This window comes from Citrobacter amalonaticus, assembly GCF_018323885.1.
Classification (GTDB): domain Bacteria; phylum Pseudomonadota; class Gammaproteobacteria; order Enterobacterales; family Enterobacteriaceae; genus Citrobacter_A; species Citrobacter_A amalonaticus.
Window position 1 is genome coordinate 133,428 of the sequence record NZ_AP024586.1, and the last position, 21,987, is coordinate 155,414.

Annotated in this window: 22 protein-coding genes and 1 pseudogene; 13 read left to right on the top strand and 10 right to left on the bottom strand. The window is 48.1% G+C overall.

Going from position 1 to position 21,987, the window contains the following annotated elements:
* Nucleotides 1–7: 7 nt before the first annotated feature.
* From KI228_RS22990 to KI228_RS23005, 4 genes are all read left to right on the top strand, one after another.
* The gene (locus KI228_RS22990; RefSeq protein WP_371830788.1) at nt 8–1,192 is read left to right on the top strand and encodes an ABC transporter substrate-binding protein; all 1,185 of its coding nucleotides are present in this window, start codon (nt 8–10) and stop codon (nt 1,190–1,192) included.
* 89 nt (nt 1,193–1,281) lie between these two features.
* Nucleotides 1,282–2,781, top strand: a complete 1,500-nt coding sequence (locus KI228_RS22995) for an ABC transporter permease (protein ID WP_125026362.1) — start codon at nt 1,282–1,284, stop codon at nt 2,779–2,781.
* Nucleotide 2,782: 1 nt separating this feature from the next.
* Entirely contained in the window at nt 2,783–3,424 is a 642-nt protein-coding gene (locus KI228_RS23000) for an ATP-binding cassette domain-containing protein (protein ID WP_040063697.1), read from the top strand.
* On the top strand, nt 3,417–4,061 hold the full coding sequence (locus KI228_RS23005; RefSeq protein ID WP_044067597.1) for a CDP-alcohol phosphatidyltransferase family protein: 645 nt from the start codon (nt 3,417–3,419) through the stop codon (nt 4,059–4,061). Before KI228_RS23000 ends, KI228_RS23005 begins: the two co-directional genes overlap by 8 nt.
* A 77-nt stretch (nt 4,062–4,138) precedes the next feature.
* On the opposite strand, the gene KI228_RS23010 is transcribed toward KI228_RS23005, so the two are convergent.
* The 3 genes from KI228_RS23010 to KI228_RS23020 form a co-directional block, all read right to left on the bottom strand.
* Complete coding sequence (locus tag KI228_RS23010) at nt 4,139–4,666, bottom strand: RNA polymerase sigma factor (protein WP_040063699.1); 528 nt, start codon at nt 4,664–4,666, stop codon at nt 4,139–4,141.
* Nucleotides 4,667–4,864: 198 nt separating this feature from the next.
* Nucleotides 4,865–5,416 (bottom strand): carboxymuconolactone decarboxylase family protein, encoded by a 552-nt coding sequence (locus KI228_RS23015; RefSeq protein WP_040063701.1) that lies wholly within the window; start codon nt 5,414–5,416, stop codon nt 4,865–4,867.
* Nucleotides 5,413–6,120, bottom strand: a complete 708-nt coding sequence (locus KI228_RS23020) for a haloacid dehalogenase type II (protein ID WP_040063703.1) — start codon at nt 6,118–6,120, stop codon at nt 5,413–5,415. The genes KI228_RS23015 and KI228_RS23020 overlap by 4 nt, the downstream gene beginning before the upstream one ends.
* A gap of 157 nt (nt 6,121–6,277) precedes the next feature.
* On the opposite strand from KI228_RS23020, the gene KI228_RS23025 reads away from it, so the two are divergent.
* The 4 genes from KI228_RS23025 to KI228_RS24390 all read left to right on the top strand — a co-directional run bounded on the left by KI228_RS23025 (nt 6,278) and on the right by KI228_RS24390 (nt 8,327).
* Nucleotides 6,278–6,919: a TetR/AcrR family transcriptional regulator gene (locus KI228_RS23025; RefSeq protein ID WP_040063704.1), complete on the top strand. Its 642-nt coding sequence runs from the start codon at nt 6,278–6,280 to the stop codon at nt 6,917–6,919.
* Nucleotides 6,920–7,310: 391 nt separating this feature from the next.
* Nucleotides 7,311–7,505, top strand: coding sequence for a hypothetical protein (locus KI228_RS24380; protein WP_040063706.1), 195 nt, complete (start codon nt 7,311–7,313; stop codon nt 7,503–7,505).
* On the top strand, nt 7,436–7,744 hold the full coding sequence (locus KI228_RS24385; protein WP_224267606.1) for an MFS transporter: 309 nt from the start codon (nt 7,436–7,438) through the stop codon (nt 7,742–7,744). Before KI228_RS24380 ends, KI228_RS24385 begins: the two co-directional genes overlap by 70 nt.
* A gap of 253 nt (nt 7,745–7,997) precedes the next feature.
* Nucleotides 7,998–8,327 (top strand): hypothetical protein, encoded by a 330-nt coding sequence (locus KI228_RS24390; protein WP_224267605.1) that lies wholly within the window; start codon nt 7,998–8,000, stop codon nt 8,325–8,327.
* Between the two features lie 70 nt (nt 8,328–8,397).
* Here KI228_RS24390 and KI228_RS23035 read toward each other — a convergent pair whose 3' ends face one another.
* The 3 genes from KI228_RS23035 to KI228_RS23045 all read right to left on the bottom strand — a co-directional run bounded on the left by KI228_RS23035 (nt 8,398) and on the right by KI228_RS23045 (nt 11,698).
* Nucleotides 8,398–9,225, bottom strand: coding sequence for a universal stress protein (locus KI228_RS23035; protein WP_044067598.1), 828 nt, complete (start codon nt 9,223–9,225; stop codon nt 8,398–8,400).
* 18 nt (nt 9,226–9,243) lie between these two features.
* Complete coding sequence (locus tag KI228_RS23040) at nt 9,244–10,722, bottom strand: SulP family inorganic anion transporter (RefSeq protein WP_077779981.1); 1,479 nt, start codon at nt 10,720–10,722, stop codon at nt 9,244–9,246.
* A gap of 391 nt (nt 10,723–11,113) precedes the next feature.
* Complete coding sequence (locus KI228_RS23045) at nt 11,114–11,698, bottom strand: recombinase family protein (RefSeq protein WP_141227248.1); 585 nt, start codon at nt 11,696–11,698, stop codon at nt 11,114–11,116.
* Nucleotides 11,699–11,857: 159 nt separating this feature from the next.
* Here KI228_RS23045 and KI228_RS23050 point away from each other — a divergent pair, with 159 nt between their 5' ends.
* From KI228_RS23050 to KI228_RS23065, 4 genes are all read left to right on the top strand, one after another.
* The gene (locus tag KI228_RS23050) at nt 11,858–14,842 is read left to right on the top strand and encodes a Tn3 family transposase (RefSeq protein ID WP_021242989.1); all 2,985 of its coding nucleotides are present in this window, start codon (nt 11,858–11,860) and stop codon (nt 14,840–14,842) included.
* A 78-nt stretch (nt 14,843–14,920) separates the two neighbouring features.
* Nucleotides 14,921–15,925: an IS110-like element IS5075 family transposase gene (locus KI228_RS23055; RefSeq protein WP_000427614.1), complete on the top strand. Its 1,005-nt coding sequence runs from the start codon at nt 14,921–14,923 to the stop codon at nt 15,923–15,925.
* 277 nt (nt 15,926–16,202) lie between these two features.
* Complete coding sequence (locus KI228_RS23060) at nt 16,203–16,619, top strand: thioredoxin domain-containing protein (RefSeq protein WP_141227249.1); 417 nt, start codon at nt 16,203–16,205, stop codon at nt 16,617–16,619.
* 311 nt (nt 16,620–16,930) lie between these two features.
* Nucleotides 16,931–17,176: a hypothetical protein gene (locus KI228_RS23065; protein ID WP_141227250.1), complete on the top strand. Its 246-nt coding sequence runs from the start codon at nt 16,931–16,933 to the stop codon at nt 17,174–17,176.
* Nucleotides 17,177–17,476: 300 nt separating this feature from the next.
* On the opposite strand, the gene KI228_RS23070 is transcribed toward KI228_RS23065, so the two are convergent.
* The 4 genes from KI228_RS23070 to KI228_RS23085 form a co-directional block, all read right to left on the bottom strand.
* Complete coding sequence (locus KI228_RS23070) at nt 17,477–17,689, bottom strand: hypothetical protein (protein WP_141227251.1); 213 nt, start codon at nt 17,687–17,689, stop codon at nt 17,477–17,479.
* A gap of 796 nt (nt 17,690–18,485) precedes the next feature.
* Entirely contained in the window at nt 18,486–19,142 is a 657-nt protein-coding gene (locus tag KI228_RS23075; protein ID WP_141227252.1) for a hypothetical protein, read from the bottom strand.
* A 60-nt stretch (nt 19,143–19,202) separates the two neighbouring features.
* Entirely contained in the window at nt 19,203–20,477 is a 1,275-nt protein-coding gene (locus KI228_RS23080; RefSeq protein WP_141227253.1) for a hypothetical protein, read from the bottom strand.
* A gap of 78 nt (nt 20,478–20,555) precedes the next feature.
* On the bottom strand, nt 20,556–20,834 hold the full coding sequence (locus tag KI228_RS23085; protein WP_141227254.1) for a hypothetical protein: 279 nt from the start codon (nt 20,832–20,834) through the stop codon (nt 20,556–20,558).
* 686 nt (nt 20,835–21,520) lie between these two features.
* On the opposite strand from KI228_RS23085, the pseudogene KI228_RS23090 reads away from it, so the two are divergent.
* Nucleotides 21,521–21,935, top strand: a pseudogene (locus tag KI228_RS23090) (thioredoxin domain-containing protein); the annotation flags it as partial.
* Between the last annotated feature and the right edge of the window lie 52 nt (nt 21,936–21,987).

Sequence of the window (21,987 nt, forward strand, 5' to 3'; positions counted from 1 at the left end):
TGGAATGTTGCAAAAGGCAGGATGGAAAATGTGGGTGCCTATACTGGCGCTTGGTATGTCGTTACAGGCGATAGCGGATAGCCGTTGGAATGAAATAAAACAGCAGGCGCAAGGACAGACCGTCTATTTTAACGCCTGGGGGGGTGATACTGCAGCCAATAACTATCTGCGCTGGGTTGCGACAGAAATGAAACAACACTATGCCATCACAGTAGAACGGGTACCGCTGGCTGATACGGCAGATGCCGTGCGTCGTATCCAAACCGAGGCATCTGCTGGACGGCAGCAAAAAGGCTCGATAGATCTACTGTGGGTTAATGGAGAAAATTTTAGCACACTAAAGCAGGCCGGGTTGCTTTACGGCGGTTGGGCAGAGCGTCTCCCCAACTGGCGCTATGTCAATTTGACTCTGCCGGTTCGTGAGGATTTTTCCGTTCCGACAGAAGGGGCTGAGTCTCCCTGGGGAAGCGCACAATTGACATTCATTGCCGATCGGCGGCAGTTATCACAACCCGTCAGCGATCCACAGGCATTACTGACTCTTGCCCGAGAGCAGCCAGGCCGACTGAGTTATCCACGGCCACCGGACTTCACCGGTATGGCCTTTTTGGAACAACTGTTGTTGTCACTCAGCCCGACACCGCAGTTATTAAAACAACCTCCCGATGTTAAAACATTTGCCTTAGTCACTGCCCCGCTATGGCATTATCTCGATCAACTGCATCCCTCGTTGTGGCGGCAAGGTAAAGATTTTCCCGCATCGGCAGCACGTATGGATCGTATGCTGGCCGATGGCGTGTTAAAAATTTCTCTTACGTTTAATCCTGCCCACGCCGCCAGCCTGATTGCCAACGGGCAATTACCTGATTCGGCCTACACCTTTGGTTTCAGTAAAGGGATGGTGGGGAATGTCCATTTTGTCGCCATTCCAGTTAATGCCAATGCCAAAGCGGGCGCTCAGGTATTGGCCAACTTCCTGCTGTCGCCTCGTGCGCAGATCCGCAAAGCCGATCCGCGTTACTGGGGCGATCCTAGTGTGTTGGATAGCGATAAACTACCGCCAGAATTACGGCGGACAATGCACGATATCTCTCCCTCGGCAGGGATGGTTGTCCCCGTGTTGAGTGAGCCGAATGCGGGGTGGTCCGCCGCTCTTGAGGCGGAATGGCTGAGGCGTTACGGCGTACATTGATGCCCTTACTACGTTCTACATTCGGCAGAGGGATCGCATGGGGGGGGGTCAGTTTGATCTTTTCCCCCTTGCTGCCAGGCCTCTGGTTGATGTTATCCCCCGCTTTTCACGGCGATAGCTGGTTGGCATTCTGGCTCGACGGGCAATGGCGACAAGCACTGATCGCCACGTTGACTTCATCGCTGATCGGCAGCGTCGGTGCTTTGCTGCTTTGCTTATTGGTGATTGTCGGAATTTACCCGGGAAAAGCGTGGCAACGTTATCAACGTCGTTTGCCGATGCTACTTGCCGTTCCGCATGTCGCTTTTGCTACGGGAAGCCTGTTCCTGTTTGCCCCGACGGGATGGTTGGCACGATTGGGGTTAGGCTCGTTGGCCGATGGGGATCCTCATGCTATTGGTCTGGGTATCATACTGGCGCTGAAAGAGAGCTGGTTTCTGCTATGGATAGCGGGAGCTCTACTTAAACGCACGGATTTACAGCGCCAACTCACCATCGCCCACACTCTGGGGTATGGACGATGGCACAGCGCCTTCGTGATCCTTTTGCCGCAATTGTTACCGCAGCTGGCATGGGCGCTGTTGGCCGTGACGGCATATAGCATTTCCTTAGTGGACACTGCGATTATTCTTGGGCCTGGCAATCCGCCAACCCTGGCTGTGTTGGCATGGCAATGGCTGAACGAGCCTGATATTCAGATTCAGGCTAAAGGGACGATCGCCGTCCTGTTGTTGACTGCGATATTGGCAGCATTATCCTTGTGCGGCTACGCCTTTTGGCGTTTGTTGCACTATTGTCCATTACCCATAACCGGCCGACGGTATGGTGGGACAGCTAAACGACTCTTGAGCGGGTTGGCGATGATGATGACAACCATCGGTTATCTGGTCCTGCTGTTATTGTTGCTTTGGTCAGTGGCTGGTAGTTGGTTTTACCCTCGGTTATTGCCTGAGGTATGGTCAGTGGTAGGTTGGTCACGAGGGGATTACGCGTCGTTACTCACTACGTTTACACTAGGTGGCGTGGCCAGTTTGTGTGGTTTGATTATTGTGGTTGCCTGGCTTGAATGGGGGGATGTGCGACGGGGGCAGTTTCTCTGGTTGCCGCTATTGCTGCCCGCTTTACCCCTGGCGATGGGCCAGTACGAGGTACTATTGAGATTAGGGCTGGACGGAACATTTTCTGGTGTCGTATGGAGTCATTTATTGTGGGTAGTTCCTTATATGTTGCTGATACTGGAGCCGGCGTATCGGCATCTTGACACTCGTTTGCTGGTAGCCGCCCGTTCTTTAGGGTTATCCGATTGGCGTGTGCTCTTAAGGGTAAAGTGGCCCTTACTTTCTCGGCCACTGCTCGCCGCAGTCGCGATCGGTTTTTCTGTCAGCGTTGCCCAATATTTGCCAACGCTCTATGCCGGAGCGGGGAGGTTTGCCACGGTCACGACTGAAACCGTGGCGCTGAGTGGCAGTGGCGATCCGCGGGCACTAGCCGTTCATGCTTTGCTACAGCTGCTTCTGCCAGGCTGCGTCTTTTTTATGGCTGTGTCGCTTAGCCGGCTGGTTGGCCATTATCGACGAGGATTACGCTAATATGTTGTCTGTCAGAAATTGTACTATTCACGGCGGTGATAATTGCTTATTGCAAAACCAATGTTTCGATGTGGCTCCCGGCGAGATATTAACCTTGATGGGCGCGTCGGGTACGGGTAAGTCCACCTTGCTCGGCTGGATGATTGGTGAGTTACCTCCGGATTTTTTCGGTTCAGGAAGCCTCTGGTTAAACGGCACTCGGAGAGATGGATTGCCAACAGAAAAGCGGCGTATTGGTATTTTGTTTCAGGATGACCTGTTATTTCCTCATTTGAGTGTAGGGCAAAATCTGGCATTGGCATTACCGGCTCAGCTGAAAGGTAAAAGGTCGCGCAGAGAATATATTGAGAACTGCCTTATAGATGCTGAACTGGGTGAGTTTTATCAGCGAGATCCCGCGACGTTATCCGGTGGGCAACGCGCCAGGGTGAGCGTTCTGCGGTCTCTGATCGCCGAACCTGAGGCATTGCTGTTAGATGAACCTTTTAGTCGTTTGGATGAGCATTTACGCGGGCGTTTTCGCCAATTTGTTTTCAGTCATATTCAACAGCGTGGCATTCCCGCGTTGCTGGTTACTCATGACGAACAAGATATTCCACCGGATGGACGCGTGAAAAAGCTTGAGGAGAGAGCTGATGTTTGACCGTTATTTGCTTAAAAAAAGCAGTAACATTCGTGAAGTGTGCGCAGTCACATTGCAACGCCGTGGTGTAAAGGCTGATTGGATCAGTTGGTTTGGCTTTGGCATCGGGATGATGGCGGTGCCATTGCTTATTGCTCATGCTTATTACTGGGCGCTGCTGTGTATTGTGTTCAACCGTATGGCCGACTTGCTGGATGGTGCTGTAGCCCGGTTGGATGGCCCAACGGATCGCGGTGCATTTCTGGATATTACTTTAGACTTTCTGTTTTACTCCGCCATTCCACTCGGGTTTGCTTTGGCAATACCGGCAAATAACGCCTTGCCTGCGGCCATTTTGATTTACAGCTTTATTGGGACCGGGTGCAGCTTTCTTGCCTTTGCCGTTATCGCCGCCAAGCGGGGGATGGAGAGTACCGCGTATCCAAGCAAAGGGTTCTACTATTTAGGCGGCCTGACTGAAGGGAGCGAAACGGTCTTGGTGCTACTGTTAATGTGTCTGTTTCCTGGCTGGTTTCCGCTGATAGCGTATGGTTTTTCAGCGCTTTGTTGCATCACTGTAGTGACTCGGGTTGTCGCTGGTGTTTCATTGTTTAAGAACAACTACGGAAAGGTCAAACAGACCGGCGCTGGCATCTGATATGATCACAATCATAGAGCTAGCCATTCAGGCTAGCGAGTCATGATAATAAATCTTTGAGCAACTCAAAAGTGATGCTAATAGCCCTCAGTGCTTATCAGGGATTCACGAATGAGCTCGCGTGCCCGATGCAAACGACTTTTAACAGCACCAACACTTACATTTAGTTGGGAAGATATTTCGGCTATAGTTAACTCTTCAAAATCTCGCATGAGAATCACGTCGAGATAATGAGCAGGCAAAGACCTAAGAGCTCTGGCCAGGTCTAGGCGAAGTGAGTCCGGGCTTCTTTCCTGCAGGAGAGTTTCAGCAATATCGTGATCCAGAGCGACATGCCGGAACATCATTCGCTGAAGTTTTTGGCACTCCCTCCTGATGACGGTAAACAACCACGAGGAAAAGGCAGCTGCGACTTTAAGGGCAGTGACCTTACGCGAAATTATCAGCAATGACTCCTGTACAGCATCGTCGACATCGCTTGCATGGCAGTGTCGGCGGGCATAGCGACGGGCATCAGCCTGAGTGGTGGCAAGCAACGCAGACATTGCTTTTATGTCGCCTCTCTGTGCTGATTCAATCAAACTTTTCGTGGCTTTGGTGCCCATACACTCTCCCGGTAGTATTAACCAATATATTGCAATCCCTCTGGTTTAAAGATTTAAAAGCACGTAGTCAGTCCCTTCAGTCATATAGGTATACTCTATTGGTTATTTTCATAATCAGCATAATCAATGTTCTGCAACGTAACAAACATTTAAAAAGTAAAGAGCCTGCATTGATACTGCAGGCCGTAAAATGAAAAATTATTTCTTCTTCCATTCATACTTACTGAAAGGTGCATCTAGTGGTGTGTCAGCAATATGGTTTGTGTAATTGCTAATTGTCTTCTGAGCGGCGCACAGAATGACCTCAAGAATATTTTTACGGGTGAACCCTGCTGCAAGGAAGGTTTCCACATCATTCTCAGTGACCTCACCGCGCTTGCGTATTACCGCAAGAGTGAACGACCTCAGGACTTCAAGGCGGCTATCCTGAAGCGGTGTTTCATCCCGCAATGCATTTATGATGTCATCACTGACTTTCATTGAATGTGCAATTGCCGTATGAGCAGGCACACAATAATGGCAGTTGTGCTCTACATTAATTGCCTGCCACACCACGGTTTTCTCGTCATTATTGAAACTGGTATGGAGAAACAATTCATGGAGCTTAAGATAAGCTTCCACCAACTCCGGCGACTCGGCCATTACCGCGTAGAGCGAGGGTACGAAGCCTGCACGTTTCTTTATGTTCTCAAGTAACACCTTGCTCTTTCCCGGTGCATTTTCCGGCGTGTGTAAAGTAAAATCTTTCATATATTCTCTCCAGTTAACGAATTAATGATTTGCGAAAGGGCGAAAATATCTCTGGCAACAAAGTCTGGTTTGGGTGCAAGGGGATAGAGAGTTTGCCCTTTTCTGGCTATAAATGCGGTTTTCATCCCCGCAAGTTTTGCTCCTCCTACATCCCAGCCATGTGCTGCAATCAGCATACATTCTGAGGCCGGTCTTCCCATCAAATGGACTGCCCAGTTGTAAACGCTCAGGTCGGGTTTGTATTTACACAACTCTTCAACACTGAGGGTCTTACTGAAATAGCCATCGATGCAGGCTGAACGGAGTTGGCTCTCAGCGAGTTCAGCAGATGAGTTGGTCAGGGCGACCAGTGTAAAGCCCTGTTGGCTCAGTGCTGATAATCCCCTGGCTACATCAGGATGTGCAGGTAATGAAGCAAGCACTGCCGAAAGTGGCTCGTCAGATTCAGCTAAAGATATGCCGTACCGCTCGGCAGTCATCTCAAGCACAGCCTCTGCAATATCGCCAAAGCGGTGCCAGGAACCGGTAACGGTTTCAACAAGTGAATAGTGTAACAAAGAGGTGAACCAGACGTCGGTAAGGTCCTGCCTGTTGGCAAGCCTCTTTCCTGCATACTCTTTGAGCGAAGCAGTATCCAGAAGGGTTTCATTCACATCAAAAAAGAGAATTCCTTTCGTTTCTGGCGTGTCACTATCGTCTGTCATATGAGCTCCGGTCCGGATGATGACTTTTATAAAAACGGATATTTACTGCACTCTGCAAATAGAGTAGGTTTAAGATAGATGAATTTGAGTGATCACTCAATAAAAACCTGAGCGTTCACTCAATAATTATATTATTTTATATAATTCAGTGAGATAAATGGCAAGACCAACATTACATGACAAGTCGGAAACGTTAGGCAGGGCAATTCATGTGTTCTGGCGTAAAGGTTTCAGCAACACATCAATAAAAGACCTTGAGATGGCACTGGATATGCGTCCTGGAAGTATTTATGCCTCTTTCGACAGCAAAGCAGGTTTGTTTACGCAAGCTCTGTCAGTCTATGCGACACACCAGGCAGATAAAACCAGGTCTGTTATTCAGGCGCAGCAGAACCCGCTGGACGGCCTTCTGACGCTACTCTGCTGCTTTGCACAGGAAAAACCAGACGGCCAGCCCTCTTACGCCTGTTTTTTGGTGAAAAGCCTACTCGAAATGGAGAACGACGAGGGTGAAATGAAAAACTTAATAAGACAGCATTTGCTGACAATGGAGAGTATTTTCAGTGATGCTTTTAGCGATGCGATTTCGATGGGATATGTCGCGGATCCTGACAGGCCAGAGCATGCTCCGTCGCGCCTGGCTCGCATGCTGCAAACCAAAATTATCGGTATCAGAATAATGTCCCTACAACTTGCACAAAATGATCTGCTACGAGAACTGACAGATGACTGCGCCCAGTTTATAGAAGAACTTAAAAAGAGTCCGGATACTGAGATACTTGTAAATGATGGCCTTTAGCGTGGCTGTGTTGAATAATTCGGACTTTTAGAGCAGATCACAATTAAACGAAGGCAGAGTCATCGCAATGGCGGCAGGCGTAAGATTTGGGCGGAAACCTCATCAGAAATCTTCCGCCGCACTGGAGCTTATCCGGCATGAAACGCCTATTAAAATGGTGATGGAGAAAACCGGTATATCCAGGGCAACTTATTTCAGGTTAAAAAAGCTCATGCGTCATCTTTTTCGTTTTATGCTTCATAACGCTTCTCACCTTACGTTCGGTGCGCTGCTGATAGCTATGTCCAGCTTTGGACAGACCTATTTTGTGTCACTTTACGGGCAAGATTTTCGCTAGGCCTTTGGGCTCACCGACGGCAGCCTGGGCGGCTTGTACGCGATCGGAACGGTGATGAGCGCCATCACGCTGATCTGGGCCGGACGGATGATCGACTACACCACGACCAGCCGCTTCACGCTGGCAGTCACCCTTCTGTTACTGACGGCCTGCCTGCTGATTTCTGGCGCACAGTCTGCGTGGATGCTCTGCATCGGGTTTTACTTTCTGCGCCTCGGCGGTCAGGGACTGATGGTACAACCGCACTGACCGCAACGGCGCGTCAGTTCCCCCTTGATGCAGGCAAGGCCCTCGGCGCCATTGCGCTGGGACTCTCGCTGGCGCAGGCCGTTTTTCCCGTGATTGCGCTGCAGATAAGCGCGCTGACGGGATGGAGGGTTGCCTGGGGCATCAATGCCGGTATGCTTGTTGCTGGCGTGGGGGTAGCGTTGATGTTTTTGCCCAGCGGCAAAGATAAGCCGCTGCGCACGTTCAGAAAACGGGGGTGATGAGAAGGAAAAAGAGGCATCGGTATGGAGAAACCGTAACCTGCTGCTAGCGCTGTCTGTCGTGCTGGCCTCCCCCTTTATCACAACCGGCTTCTTCTTCCACCAAGCGAGGCTGGCGCAGGAGAAGGGCTGTGTGCTGTCGTGGGTGGCGGTATGGTTTATTGCCTACGCCATTACCCAAGCGGTATCGTTGCTGTAGTTTGGCCCGCTGATTGACCGTCTTTCACCACGCAGGCTGTTGCCGTGGTTACTGATGCCACAGTCCCTAGCCATGTTGGCGCTGTGGCTCAGCAACGGTCTGTGGGTAACGCCTTTTTACCTGATTATGATCGGCGTATCGTCGGCTATTGCCTCAACGCTTGCCACCGCTCTCTGGGTGCAGTTGTTTGGTCCGGCGCAGCTAGCCAGGGTGCGCTCAGCTGTTGGGGCAGGTACCGTGATTGCCCGCGGGGCATCTCCGGTAAGCATGGGCGTCCTGATAGATAACCATGTCACCCTGCATCTACAGGCGTTGTTCTGCCTGGTCTACATTCTTGGGGCCAGCCTGCTGGCCACCGATATCAGGACTGATGCACCGCAATAATGCGACTTTTCCGTGATGCACATCATCCTCTTTCCCTATGAAGAAGGGCCTGATATCAGGCCCTTCTGTTTCATCGCAGCATCAGCAGGGGCTGATGGCTTTCTGACAGCATTTCTGTGGTGTGGCTGCCAATAAAGAACCGCCGTAACCGGGAATGCCCATAGGCCCCAATTACCATGAGGTCGATATCATTAGCGTCCGCGTAGCGGCACAGGGCGCCGGTCACGGACTCGTCTTCCAGCAGGCGGGCCTCCGTTGTGATACCAGCTTCCTGAAGAACAGCCTGCGCATCCTGCAGGGCTAAAGTGTCACCGTTGACCATCACAATATAACAGGTAAGGCCGCTTAGTAATGGGCTGATCGTCAGACGCGACAGGTTTTTACGGCTCTCACTGCTGCCGTCATACGCAAACATCACCCGTGCCGGCGGCATGAACGTCTCCGGCACAATCAGCACCGGTTTTTTCTGCAGGCGAATGACGCTCTCCAGATGGCTCCCCACCTGATTTTGCGTACCCCGGCGACCCAGCACCATCAGGCGGACTTCCCCCAGCTCAGCCAGAATATCGTCCAGTGCGCCGTGCTTTTGCAGCAGCTGTACGTCCGTTTGTCCGGCCTGCTTCAGCCGCTCCGCGCAGTCGCGCAGCACGGCTTTGCCCTGCGCCATCAGCAGCCGGCTGCGCTCACCCTCGACGCGGACCAGTTCTTCAGTCAGACGCTCCTGGCTGTCAATACCAATGGCCCCGGTCAGGTCAAACACGGCGGGAGTCTCACTCTTCTCCAGTACGTGCAGCAGTGCCAGCGGCGTACCAAGCTTAGCGGCCGCCCAGGCGGCATACTCACAGACCGGACGGGTTGACGGCGAGCCGTCGACGCAGGCAATAACGGTGTTATTCATGATGCTTTCTCCAGTAAATTAATGGCCGCCCATCAGTTTTTCCACTTCTTCAGGCTTGTCATGAACCCCGAAGCGGTCAACGATGGTGCGGGTCGCGTCATTCATACCCTTAATCTCCACTTCCGTGCCTTCGCGCCGAAACTTGATGACTACTCTGTCCAGCGCACTCACGGAGGTAATATCCCAGAAATGAGCATGCGTCACGTTAATCACCACACGCTCAACGGCTTCACGGAAGTCGAAGTAGCTCATAAAGCGATCGGATGAAGCAAAAAAGACCTGGCCAGCTACAGTGTAGGTACGGGAGTTGTCCTCCAGTTCAGAAGAGATCGCCATAAAGCGGGCTACTTTAGTGGCGAAGTTCAGCGAGGCTATCAGCACGCCGGTGAGTACACCAAACGCTAGGTTATCAGTTGCCACCACTACCACTACGGTTGCCAGCATCACCACACTGGTTGACAGCGGATGGCTGCGCAGGTTGCTGATAGACCGCCAGGAGAAGGTACCGATGGAAACCATAATCATCACCGCGACCAGCGCTGCCATCGGTATTTTGGAGACCCACTCACGCAGGAATACCACCATCAAAAGCAGAACTACGCCGGCGGTCAGTGTTGAAAGTCGTCCGCGTCCACCCGATTTAACATTGATAACTGACTGGCCAATCATTGCGCACCCTGCCATGCCACCAATAAACGAGGTGCAGATGTTGGCCACACCCTGTGCCTTGCATTCGCGGTTCTTGTCGCTTGGCGTGTCGGTCATGTCATCCACGATGGTGGCAGTCATCATCGACTCCAGAAGACCCACAACGGCCAGCCCCGCAGAGTACGGCAGAATAATCATCAGCGTGTCGAGGTTAAGCGGAATATCAGGGATCAGAAACACCGGCAGGCTGTCCGGCAGCTTGCCCATGTCACCCACAGTACGCACGTCCAGGTGAAGCCACATGGAAATGGCGGTCAGCACGATGATGCAGATCAGCGGCGAGGGAATGGTTTTGTTCAGATACGGGAAGAGATAAATGATGCCCAGGCCCGCAGCGGTCAGTGCATAGACGTGCCAGGTAACGTTGGTGAGCTCCGGCAACTGTGCCATAAATATGAGGATGGCCAGCGCGTTGACGAAACCAGTGACCACCGAGCGGGAGACGTAGCGCATCAGGCTACCCAGTTTCAGGTAGCCGGCCGCCAGTTGCAGCACGCCGGTCAGCGCCGAGGCCGCCAGCAGATACTGCAGGCCGTGGTCTTTTACCAGTGTGATCATTAGCAGTGCCATCGCGCCTGTAGCGGACGATATCATTGCCGGGCGGCCACCAAGGAAGGCCATAACCAAGGGAATACAGAACGCAGAGTAGAGCCCAACCTGCGGGTCAACTCCGGCGATGATTGAAAAGGCGATCGCTTCGGGAATAAGCGCGAGCGCGACAACTATACCGGCCAGTACGTCACCACGGACGTTACCCAGCCAGTCCTTACGCGTCGAGGACAGCAACATAGTAATTTCTCAGTTTTAGATACAGTAAGCCCTTGAGGGCAATATTTTTATGTACGGTAGAACACATCCGCAAACGGGATGTTATTGAGTGCGTTCTGAGGCTCGCTCAGTACGACGGAGGAAGGGGAAGCTTAGGGTGGCGTAATACGCATAACGGTTGTCAGATTCTCCAAAGCGAGAGTGTACCTATTGCCTGAACTGTTGCCCGAGGCAAATGAAAGGGGGCAGATCTGAACCAAGATCAGACCAAAGCCGCTCAATACTATAAACTAATGGCAGGCAAGGTCAAATTTTGGGGCAGTACATAAATCCTCCTCAACCCTCGATTCAGGTATTTTTCTTTGAAATGTCTGGCACATAGCAAATTGTAAAGTCGTAGCTACATTTACATTCAGGATGAATGCTGTCCTGCCTTTACCCGAAGTATGGTTTGCCGGGTGGTATTAAATTCCCGGGCAATAGCGCTGATACTGTTCCCTGCGTTAATACGTGCAATCACAGTAAGTTGCTGCTCTTCATTCAGAGCAGAAGGACGACCAAACCGCTTTCCAGCTGCTTTTGCCCTGGCAATACCTGAGTGCGTGCGCTCGAGCAACAGATCCCGCTCAAATTCCGCTACTGCAGAAATAACCTGCATGGTCATCTTCCCCGCGGGGCTGGTCAGATCCACACCGCCAAGAGCCAGGCAGTGAACCCGAATATCTGAAACAGCCAGTTGCTCTACCGTTTTTCTGATGTCCATCGCGTTGCGTCCGAGGCGGTCAAGTTTGGTGACAATAAGCACATCGCCATTTTCCATACGGTCAAGCAGCTTGGCAAATCCTGGCCGTTCACTGGCAGCCACTGAGCCGCTGACATGTTCCTCAATAAGTCGCTGAGGTTTAACAGCGAAACCAGCTGCCTCAATTTCACGACGCTGGTTTTCTGTGGTCTGTTCCAGAGTGGATACCCGGCAGTAAGCAAAAACTCGTGACATAGGAAACTTTCCGTACTCAAAGGGTGTCCGAATTATAGCGCCTGTACGAAATAAAATTCGCTTACTTTCGGACATATTTTCAGACTGGTGTACGAAACCGACCGGTTTCGGTCACAGCGAACAAATAACAGATGAAAACTATACGCGAGGGAAGCATTTATGCCACGGCGACAGATACTGAGCAGTGAAGAGCAGGAACGCTTACTGGTTATACCAGATGATGAAATTATTCTGACCCGAATGTGTTTTCTGAACGAACCGGATATTGCGCTCATTAATAAGCACCGACGGCCAGCGAATCGCCTGGGCTTTGCTGTATTACTCTGTTATCTGCGTGGACCTGGATTTATTCCGGACAAAAGCAGTGCTCCTCACAATGGCGTTGTATCCAGGGTTGCTTCCCGACTGAAACTTCAGCCTGATTTATGGCCGGAATATGCATCCAGAGAGCAAACCCGCTGGGAACATCTGACCGAACTTTATCGCTACCTGGAACTATCCCCGTTCAGCCGGTCAATGCAAAAAGACTGTATCCGCCATCTGCACCCCTATGCCATGCGAACTGACAAAGGATTTATGCTGGCGGAAGAAATGCTCAGCTGGCTACATAACAATAATGTTATTTTCCCTTCTGTTGAAGTGATCGAACGGACGCTTGCCGAAGTCGTCACGCTCGCTAACAGATCGGTATTTTCGACACTTACCGCGCAACTGGAAAAGCAGCATAAATCAGCACTCGACAGCCTGCTCATATCAGAGGGTGAACAACCTTCCCGTCTGGCATGGCTGCTACAGCCTCCGGGTAAAATAAACGGTAAAAATGTGCTGCAACATATCGACCGGCTTAATTCCATCGCTGCGCTGGGGTTGCCTGATGGTATTGCACTTTCCGTTCACCAGAACAGGTTGCTTAAACTGGCGCGTGAGGGCCGGAAAATGAGCAGCAGGGACCTGGCAAAATTCACCGATGTCAGACGTTACGCTACGCTGGTTTGTATAATAACAGAGGCCAGGGCCACCCTGACTGACGAAGTGATTGATCTGCACGAGCGTATCCTGGGTAGTCTGTTCAGCAGGGCAAAACGCACGCAGGCCGAACGGCTCCAGCAAACGGGAAAGCTTATTCAGAGCAAGCTGAAGCAGTACGTTACCGTCGGGCAGGCGTTACTTAACGCCAGAGAATCCGGGGAAGATCCCTGGACTGCAATAGAAGATGTCCTTCCCTGGCAGGAATTCATCAACAGCGTGGAAGAAACGCGGTTTCTTTCCCGTAAGGGCAATTTCGACGCGCTTCATCTGATCACCGAAAAATACAGTACGTTGCGTAAATATGCCCCGCGTATGCTGTCAGCATTGCAGTTCATGGCGACACCTGCGGCGCAGGCGCTCAGCGATGCGCTGGACACCATAACGGAAATGTACCGTAAACAACTTCGTAAAGTGCCGCCATCAGCGCCAACAGGGTTTATCCCTGAAAGCTGGCGAAAACTGGTGCTCACGCCTTCAGGCATCGACCGCAAGTACTACGAGTTTTGCGTACTGAATGAACTCAAGGGTGCATTACGTTCCGGTGATATCTGGGTAAAAGGATCGCGCCGCTACAAAAATTTTGATGATTATCTCATCCCGACTGCTGAGTTTGAGAAATCCCGACATAATGACCAGTTACAGTTGGCCGTTCAGACCGATAGCCAGGCATACCTTCAGGCCCGTATGACTCTTCTTGCATCTCGGCTGGAAGAAGTTAACGCGATGGCGCTTGCCGGTGATTTGCCCGATGTAGATATCTCAGATAAAGGCGTAAAAATCACTCCACTGGAGAACAGCGTTCCTTCAGGTGTTTCGCCCTTTGCAGATTTGGTCTATGGCATGCTTCCCCATCCGAAAATTACGGAGATACTGGAAGAAGTTGATAGCTGGACGGGATTTACGCGTCACTTCGCGCACCTCAAAAATAATAACGTCAGACCAAAAGACGGAAGACTGTTGCTGACCACCATTCTGGCTGACGGCATCAACCTTGGGCTGACAAAAATGGCGGAATCCTGCCCTGGGGCCACAAGATCGTCACTCGAAGGTATTCAGGCATGGTACATCAGGGATGAAACTTATTCAGCGGCACTGGCCGAGCTGGTCAACGCACAGAAAGAGCGGCCTCTGGCCGCATTCTGGGGCGACGGGACAACATCGTCGTCAGACGGGCAGAACTTTCGGGTAGGCAGTCACGGACGTTATGCCGGTCAGGTCAATCTTAAATATGGTCAGGAGCCGGGCGTGCAGATTTATACGCATATCTCAGACCAATACAGCCCGTTCTACGCCAAAGTGATCAGCCGGGTGCGCGACTCAACCCACGTGCTTGATGGCCTGCTGTACCATGAAAGCGATCTGGAAATTACCGAGCATTACACCGATACCGCAGGCTTCACTGAACATGTTTTCGCCCTGATGCACCTGCTGGGATTCGCTTTTGCGCCAAGGATCCGTGATCTTCATGACAAGCGGCTGTTTATTCATGGAAAGGCCGAGCGCTATCCGGGGCTTCAGTCTGTCATATCAACAACCTGCCTGAATATCAAAGACATTGAGTCGCACTGGGATGAGGTATTGCGCCTGGCAACCTCGATTAAGCAGGGGACAGTCACCGCATCACTGATGATGAAAAAGTTAGCCAGTTACCCAAAACAGAATGGACTTGCCAAAGCGCTGAGAGAGATTGGCCGCATCGAACGGACACTATTTATGCTGGACTGGTTCCGTGATCCCGGTCTGCGCCGACGCGTGCAGGCGGGGCTGAATAAGGGTGAGGCCCGTAATGCCCTTGCGCGAGCGGTCTTTTTGCACCGTCTGGGTGAAATAAGGGATCGTGGGCTGGAGAATCAGAGTTATCGCGCCAGCGGGCTGACATTACTGACAGCAGCGATCACGTTGTGGAACACGGTATATATAGAAAGAGCTATTGAGTCACTAAAACGAAAGGGTATCCCGATAAATGAGCAACTGGTCTCTCATCTTTCTCCCCTGGGCTGGGAACATATCAATCTGAGTGGAGATTACGTCTGGCGTAATAATCTTAAGCTGGGATCCGGAAAATACCGCTCATTACGTACAGTCGATACCGCTTTGTACAAAAAACAGTCTTAGCGTGGGATAATTAATGAGATGGTCACTCCCTCCTTCCCAGTACTATGCTGAGGACAGGCTTTCATTCGGAGAACCATCATGGAAAACATTGCGCTTATTGGTATCGATCTGGGTAAGAACTCTTTCCATATTCATTGTCAGGATCATCGTGGGAAGGCCGTTTACCGTAAAAAATTCACCCGACCAAAGCTAATCGAATTTCTGGCGACATGCCCGGCAACAACCATCGCGATGGAAGCCTGTGGCGGTTCTCACTTTATGGCACGCAAGCTGGCAGAGTTAGGGCATTTTCCAAAGCTGATATCACCGCAATTTGTCCGCCCATTCGTTAAAAGCAACAAAAATGACTTCGTTGATGCTGAAGCTATCTGTGAAGCAGCATCACGTCCATCTATGCGTTTCGTGCAGCCCAGAACCGAATCTCAGCAGGCAATGCGAGCTCTGCATCGTGTCCGTGAATCCCTGGTTCAGGATAAGGTGAAAACAACTAATCAGATGCATGCTTTTCTGCTGGAATTTGGTATCAGCGTTCCGCGAGGTGCTGCCGTTATTAGTCGACTGAGTACCCTTCTTGAGGACAGTAGTTTGCCTCTTTATCTCAGCCAGTTACTGCTGAAATTACAACAGCATTATCACTATCTTGTTGAGCAGATTAAAGATCTGGAATCTCAGTTGAAACGAAAGTTGGACGAAGATGAGGTTGGACAGCGCTTGCTGAGTATTCCCTGCGTTGGAACGCTGACTGCCAGTACTATTTCAACTGAGATTGGCGACGGGAAGCAGTACGCCAGCAGCCGTGACTTTGCGGCGGCAACAGGGCTGGTACCCCGACAGTACAGCACGGGAGGTCGGACGACATTGTTAGGGATTAGCAAGCGGGGCAACAAAAAGATCCGAACTTTGTTGGTTCAGTGTGCCAGGGTATTCATACAAAAACTGGAACACCAGTCTGGCAAGTTGGCCGACTGGGTCAGGGAGTTGTTGTGTCGGAAAAGCAACTTTGTCGTCACCTGTGCTCTGGCAAACAAGCTGGCCAGAATAGCCTGGGCACTGACGGCGCGACAGCAAACTTACGAAGCATAAAGGCAGAAATACACCAGTTTAAACAATCATTCATCTGGTTTTGCGAATACTGATATTGATGATACTAACGGCCCACCGGCCTGTTGAGGAACCTGTAAAACGGAAAGGCTCATTGAAGCCGTATATTTTCTGGAGGTTCATCAGGCGCGGAACTCATCGAGGCGCGGGAATAAAATCCCATTCAGACGCCGGATAGATTCAAGCAAGCCAACTTGTCGTCAAAATCGGTGTTGCAAAAACGGGAGTGACCATAGATTCCGTTTTCCAAGCGGACCCCATGAAGACCCACCCGGACGTGCGCTACGTCTTTAAGGAGTGGCCAATTTTTGCCGATCGCTGGGAAAACTCGCAGACGGCCGCCGAACGCGGCCTTTCGGTCTGGAAACAGAAGGGAGCGGAGGCGTATGTCACGTACCACAACGCGATTTATGCTACCGGCAATAATGAAGGCGAGCTGACAAAAGAGGACATCGATCGGGCCGCTGCGAAAACCGGCTGGCACGATGCCGGCAAAGAGAATTTTACCCCGACGCTTGAGAAAAATGACGCACTGGCCAGAACGCTGGGACTGACCGGCACACCAGGCATTGTTGTCATGACTGTAACGGGCGCCACGCCGAAAAACATCACGGTGTTCCCCGGGGCCGTGTCAGCACAATCGATAATTGCTGCAATAACAAAAGCACTTATGTGAGTCAGCATACAGTTAGAAAATAATTTCTCATACTTAAATCTACTTAAGATTTGAGGCGTTTTAGCCGTTTTACATAAGGAACTTATACACATTAAGGAACTAAAATGTTTGTATGCAAATCGTGTGAGGAAAAGGTAAGTAACTCAAAGATGTTCGGCCTAGTAATCGGACAAATTGGACGAGAAAAGTTTGAACAAAAGGGATTTTCGAAAGGTGATGTTCTGGCCGGGGCTTTGAGTGGTTTTAGAATTGCCTGCCCGAATTGCTCAAAAACTAACTGGAACTACCAAGCTTAACTCAACGGAGGCAATATGGGATTTTGGGAAAAAGCGGGTAATATTGCTAAGGCTGCAGGCAAATATGCGCTTGAGGAGGGCAGGGCTGCTAATGAACGGATGCACACTTATAAAGAAGAGATGCCGATGAAGAGTGACAGAGAACTTGCTCGGATCTGTGTCCATGAGCGTAGCAGTTCTCCTCTGAAAGCTGGTGCCGCTGGTCAAGAGCTGAAAAGTAGAGGTTACAGTACCGCGCAGGAAATTAAGGTATTATTATAGTTTTTTTGAACTTGAGTTATGGACTAATAAGATATGTCCATTAGGGAAAGGTCTGCCGCATGCAGACCTTTTCTTTAGCAAAGCGAAAGAAAATAACATGAAACTTTTAATATCTTCGCCTAACCAGTTCAAAATTTGGATGATGCTAAATAAAATTCTAGTCTCGGTAATAGAATTTCACATCTAGGGACTATGATGTACGGCTAATACCGTTGGGTAAGATTTCGAGGAAATATAACATGTCTAAAAGCGGCAAGATAAAAAAGCTAAGAAGACTTCCATCTCAAACTACCAGTTTTATCAATAGCCGCTGATAGAGTTAGCTATATTGTTTAAAGCCTGGGTCTGCTGCATTGATTGCATGTTTTGCTGATCTTGCTGCATTATCGCCAAACCTTGTTGCATCATTGCCTGGCTGGCTTGTTGACGCTGGGCATCCTCAATCATTTCTTTTTGAACGCGGTTATTGCCAGTTTGTGCCAAGATGGCGCACATATCCTGAGAGATAGTCATGCGACCCGCATTAACGCGGCTTTGTCCTTCTTGAGCAACCTCAGCTAAACGTTCTGAATTGCCGGTGGCTATGGCATAGCCGCTTTCTGTGCATAGTTGTGCATCTGTGAGTTGATAGGCTGGGTTGGAGGTGTAACAGCGCAACCGGTAAGAATAGCGGAAAAAACACTAATTGAGATGATGTTATTTTTATAGGTTTAACTGGCTATTAAATTTTAATAGCCAGTTCATTTCACCTTATGCCTTCAAACGCCTTGCATAAAATAAGCATAATTTTTATCTTATTCAAGGAGGGTTCTAGTAAGGGCCATAAAGTATGATTAGAAAACATCACCTTCAACACCTGAACAACCTAAACAACCTAAACAATGCAGAAGATTTCAGATCAAAATAATCGCACTGTAGCGGCGTTACATCCGACACTAATAGATGATGAATCAAATCCAGAATGACTGAAATGATATTGATCAACAAGTGCGATAGTTTTGATGAGTGAAAATCAAAAAGGAAAATTAAATTGCTCTTTTTACATTTCGAATATTCAGGCATGTTCACGCCGAACGATTCTCTTCAGTCTACCTGTAGTCGTTCACCGGTTGAGGGTGGTTTTTTGAAGTTTATCGATAATTGCTGAAGCTTTAGTATGCCCTCGCATAACCAAATGCTTATCAACAGGTTTATCCTTGCCTACTAATTTTTGTTATAAGATTCATACTACGAATTAATAAAAAACAGGGGCAAACTGGATACCAATTTTCCCCTAGAAATTTATTGAAGAATTTCTCTAAGATAATGTTCAATAACCGGATCCAGATTCATCCTCCCTTTTATCCAATGCATCTTTATAGCGCTGTTGTTCACTAATGCTAATGTTAGGGTCAAATAATATAGATCTTCCTTTAACACTTAAGTCAGCGTCGATTTCAGATTGTGTAGCATGAGTTTTATCTACTCGTAATTCACTGTTGGTTGTATTTGAGGCAGTATATTTTGAACTCCTCATGTCGTCGGAAGTTGCAATATAAGCAAGCAGGCAACCAAAAACAAAATATGCTGTCCAGGCCATACCATAAGAAGTCATTTGATAACCCATACCATTATCAAAGATGACAACATTGAATCTGATGATATAAACAATGGCAAAAGAAGATAGTATGATTGCTCTTCTTTTCTTCTTGGTTATGACCTTTCTCAAATATCCACCACAATTATACAAAGCGATCGCAAATAGCAATACGGGAACTAAAGGAATCAATGCTGGATAAGCAGTATGATTACTAACAGAATTAGAAGCTAAAGTAATTAATGACAAAATTAATAAAACAGTCGTTAAATATACACGTATAGCTACTTGTAATTTGATTGATTTATCTGCTTTTAGTAGTAATGAAGGTATAATCGCCGGTATATTTACCAGCATTACAATAAAAATCGTGGTGAAGTACTGGATCATAATACTATCCATATTAGTATTTGTTTAAAAAGGCGTAAAATAAATACGCCCTCATCATAATCATTTCACAACAGTATCGAGAATCACTGCATTAGTTTCAGGATCATATAATTTTACTTCATCTTTTATTATTAGCGCATGGATAGTATTAGTATCACCGTCAACTTTGACAATATGAAGATATGATTTTACAAAAGTTCCGATAGAGTCACCTCTACTGTTAAGAGCCGCAAGCGTAGCAGAAATCTCACGGGCTTTCTCATCAGGAACAACGACAGTACAGCCACGTAAAGCTCCATCCGTTGTGAATTTGATTCCTCTACTTTCGATTGTTAATCCACCATTCATATCACAACCAGGTGCGTTATATTTGAATCCTTTCTTTGCTACATTATAACTATCTCTCGCAGAAACATAACTATAAGACGCAGGTATGGATGCTTCTCCACTCTCTGTTTTAAAGGTTAGATTTTTATCTATTTCACTATTCAAATCAAATTTTGAGTAAGCTATTATATTTTTAAAATCTTTATACAATGCTATTTTTGATTTTATCTTTGGAAGCTCATCTTTTTTTATGTCTTCTTTGGCAAATACATCAGTAGTGTTATTCCACTTAGAGCTAAAGAAGCCCATTAATTCATCATCATTGAATTTACGCGGAGACTGAGCGAAGTAAATATAATAAAGATCGTCCTGGGAAACGATTTTATAATTATCGTCAGGAATATTTCTCAGTGCATCATCGTCAGCATTAAGTTTATTCTCATATTTATCACGCCACTCTTTTTGCTGCGAAGTGGGTTCAATTTTACTATGCTCTAAATTCTCTATAGAAAGAAAAGCATCCGTTATAAATTTATTATTTTCTTTCTTAACGTCAAATGTGATATTTTTAAAGAATGATACTCCATAAATTTGGTCAGAATCAAACTTGATATTTGCATTACACGTGAAATCATCTTGACCTTTAGCATTTAGTGATAGATTAGTTATCTGTAACTTCTCGGTTTTACCAAATCCTTTAGAGAAATCATCATCGGTATAATTATAGGTATAATCTATTCTTGATTTTCTTCGTGCATCACTATCAAAATTCGACTCGTCAGAGTTATATCTATCAATGAATGGGGAATAAGAGAAAGGATTATTTTTCAAAAACTTGATACTATCAGTTTTAAAAATATTCTCCAGTTGGGAAGAAATCTCTGGTCGTTTACAAACACTTTCCGCTTCTTGCATCGTAAATTCAGAGATCGGTTTTTCTTCAACAGATTTTTCACATCCGGATAGAGCAATAGAACAACCGAGAATTACAATTATAGGCTTTTGCATTATTCGTTCCTTAAATTTATAAAAATGGCAAAACTATAAAACGTTTTGCCAGTCAATGGTCGTGTTGATCAATAAATTTTACTCACGTTCGTATTCCACGCCCATAATCGCTATTCCATTTTTTGTCTTTTCGATGTCTAATGTGATGTAGGAAGTATGGGCTACGTACTCTTTTTTATCATTACTTACATCCCATTTTTGGACAGCAACATTTCCTATTCCAGGCATTTTGATATTGCTTTCTTCAATCTTAATTACTACACCTGATGATTTGCTTTTCCAGGTGCCATAGATACCGTCATCACCACATCCAGTGAGTAGAACAACCAAACCGACAATCCATAAAATCTTACGCATAACTATTCCTCAATAATGGCCAAACAAAGTAGTTTATCCAGCCTCTTTTCCTGAAGGTTTTTAGACTAACTCTAGAATACACACGGCCTTAACAATCGCATAGCTTGGATGTTATACCTTATCAAGGGTCTTAAAATTATAAATTTTAATAAATTATTTACAACTACTAAAAAAAATTATTTTTTGGTAGTTGCGATTATAAATGGGAGTGATATATATCATTTCAATTAATATTAACGATTGATATAGCGAATTCATTAGCTTATGCCTATGGTGTTGGCGTTTTACACATCCTACTAATACAGTATGGAAAGTCTTTAACCTCTGCCATTGAGGATGAATTGAGTATTTAGATTATATCGTAAGAGCAATTATCAGAATGTCTGTTTATTATTATGTAGTTCATTATGCTATTTTAAGCCGATATAGAGCTTTTTCAGGCGTAACTCCCCCCGAAGGTCGTATGGCTGGATGGTAGCTACACTGGCATGTCCCATTGCATCCTTTACTGTTATAAGGATCTCGCTGTTTTACAGTACCGCTCGTGGGAAATTTGTGTCTCAGGTCATGCAGGGAACATTTAACAATGCCTGTCGGTACCTGCCGTATTTGCAGGATATGATACTCAGCCTGATCTTTAAGGAGGTCATTCGTCAGAGTAAATAGCGGCTCGGGTTTCTGACGCGCACTTGGTGGCACACCCGGAAGTGCTGGTTGCCGTCAGCCAGAAACTGCAGGTGCAACAGGAAGCACGGCAGCAGCTGCAGTTTGCCGTCAGGGTCATGGATAACCAGGCCGCACTGCTGAACGACGCGCATACGCCGGCCTTCGGGCCGGAAAACGCCAGGGTTGCCGTCATCAAGTTCTTTGATTACCAGTGCATTTATTGCAGCTCGGTGGCACCTGAGCTGGAAAAAGTCATGAAGACCCACCCGGACTAAGGAGTGGCCAATTTTTGCCGATCGCAGGGAAAACTCACAGACGGCCGCCGAACGCGGCCTTTCGGTCTGGAAACAGAAGGGAGCGGAGGCGTATGTCACGTATCACAACGCAATTTATGCTACCGGCAACAATGAGGGCGATCTGACGAAAGAGGACATCGATCGGTGGCGGCCTAAAATAAATCTGGCTAATGCCATGAAGCTTGCAAGCT

Bases quoted from the DNA above. Each gene is read 5' to 3' on its own strand.
- KI228_RS22995 (WP_125026362.1), top strand. From the start codon at position 1,282: ATGTTATCCCCCGCTTTTCACGGCGATAGCTGGTTGGCATTCTGGCTC.
- KI228_RS23000 (WP_040063697.1), top strand. From the start codon at position 2,783: ATGTTGTCTGTCAGAAATTGTACTATTCACGGCGGTGATAATTGCTTA.
- KI228_RS23005 (WP_044067597.1), top strand. From the start codon at position 3,417: ATGTTTGACCGTTATTTGCTTAAAAAAAGCAGTAACATTCGTGAAGTG.
- KI228_RS23010 (WP_040063699.1), bottom strand. From the start codon at position 4,666: ATGGGCACCAAAGCCACGAAAAGTTTGATTGAATCAGCACAGAGAGGC.
- KI228_RS23015 (WP_040063701.1), bottom strand. From the start codon at position 5,416: ATGAAAGATTTTACTTTACACACGCCGGAAAATGCACCGGGAAAGAGC.
- KI228_RS23020 (WP_040063703.1), bottom strand. From the start codon at position 6,120: ATGACAGACGATAGTGACACGCCAGAAACGAAAGGAATTCTCTTTTTT.
- KI228_RS23025 (WP_040063704.1), top strand. From the start codon at position 6,278: ATGGCAAGACCAACATTACATGACAAGTCGGAAACGTTAGGCAGGGCA.
- KI228_RS24380 (WP_040063706.1), top strand. From the start codon at position 7,311: ATGAGCGCCATCACGCTGATCTGGGCCGGACGGATGATCGACTACACC.
- KI228_RS24390 (WP_224267605.1), top strand. From the start codon at position 7,998: ATGCCACAGTCCCTAGCCATGTTGGCGCTGTGGCTCAGCAACGGTCTG.
- KI228_RS23035 (WP_044067598.1), bottom strand. From the start codon at position 9,225: ATGAATAACACCGTTATTGCCTGCGTCGACGGCTCGCCGTCAACCCGT.
- KI228_RS23040 (WP_077779981.1), bottom strand. From the start codon at position 10,722: ATGTTGCTGTCCTCGACGCGTAAGGACTGGCTGGGTAACGTCCGTGGT.
- KI228_RS23045 (WP_141227248.1), bottom strand. From the start codon at position 11,698: ATGTCACGAGTTTTTGCTTACTGCCGGGTATCCACTCTGGAACAGACC.
- KI228_RS23050 (WP_021242989.1), top strand. From the start codon at position 11,858: ATGCCACGGCGACAGATACTGAGCAGTGAAGAGCAGGAACGCTTACTG.
- KI228_RS23055 (WP_000427614.1), top strand. From the start codon at position 14,921: ATGGAAAACATTGCGCTTATTGGTATCGATCTGGGTAAGAACTCTTTC.
- KI228_RS23060 (WP_141227249.1), top strand. From the start codon at position 16,203: ATGAAGACCCACCCGGACGTGCGCTACGTCTTTAAGGAGTGGCCAATT.
- KI228_RS23065 (WP_141227250.1), top strand. From the start codon at position 16,931: ATGGGATTTTGGGAAAAAGCGGGTAATATTGCTAAGGCTGCAGGCAAA.
- KI228_RS23070 (WP_141227251.1), bottom strand. From the start codon at position 17,689: ATGACTATCTCTCAGGATATGTGCGCCATCTTGGCACAAACTGGCAAT.
- KI228_RS23075 (WP_141227252.1), bottom strand. From the start codon at position 19,142: ATGATCCAGTACTTCACCACGATTTTTATTGTAATGCTGGTAAATATA.
- KI228_RS23080 (WP_141227253.1), bottom strand. From the start codon at position 20,477: ATGCAAAAGCCTATAATTGTAATTCTCGGTTGTTCTATTGCTCTATCC.
- KI228_RS23085 (WP_141227254.1), bottom strand. From the start codon at position 20,834: ATGCGTAAGATTTTATGGATTGTCGGTTTGGTTGTTCTACTCACTGGA.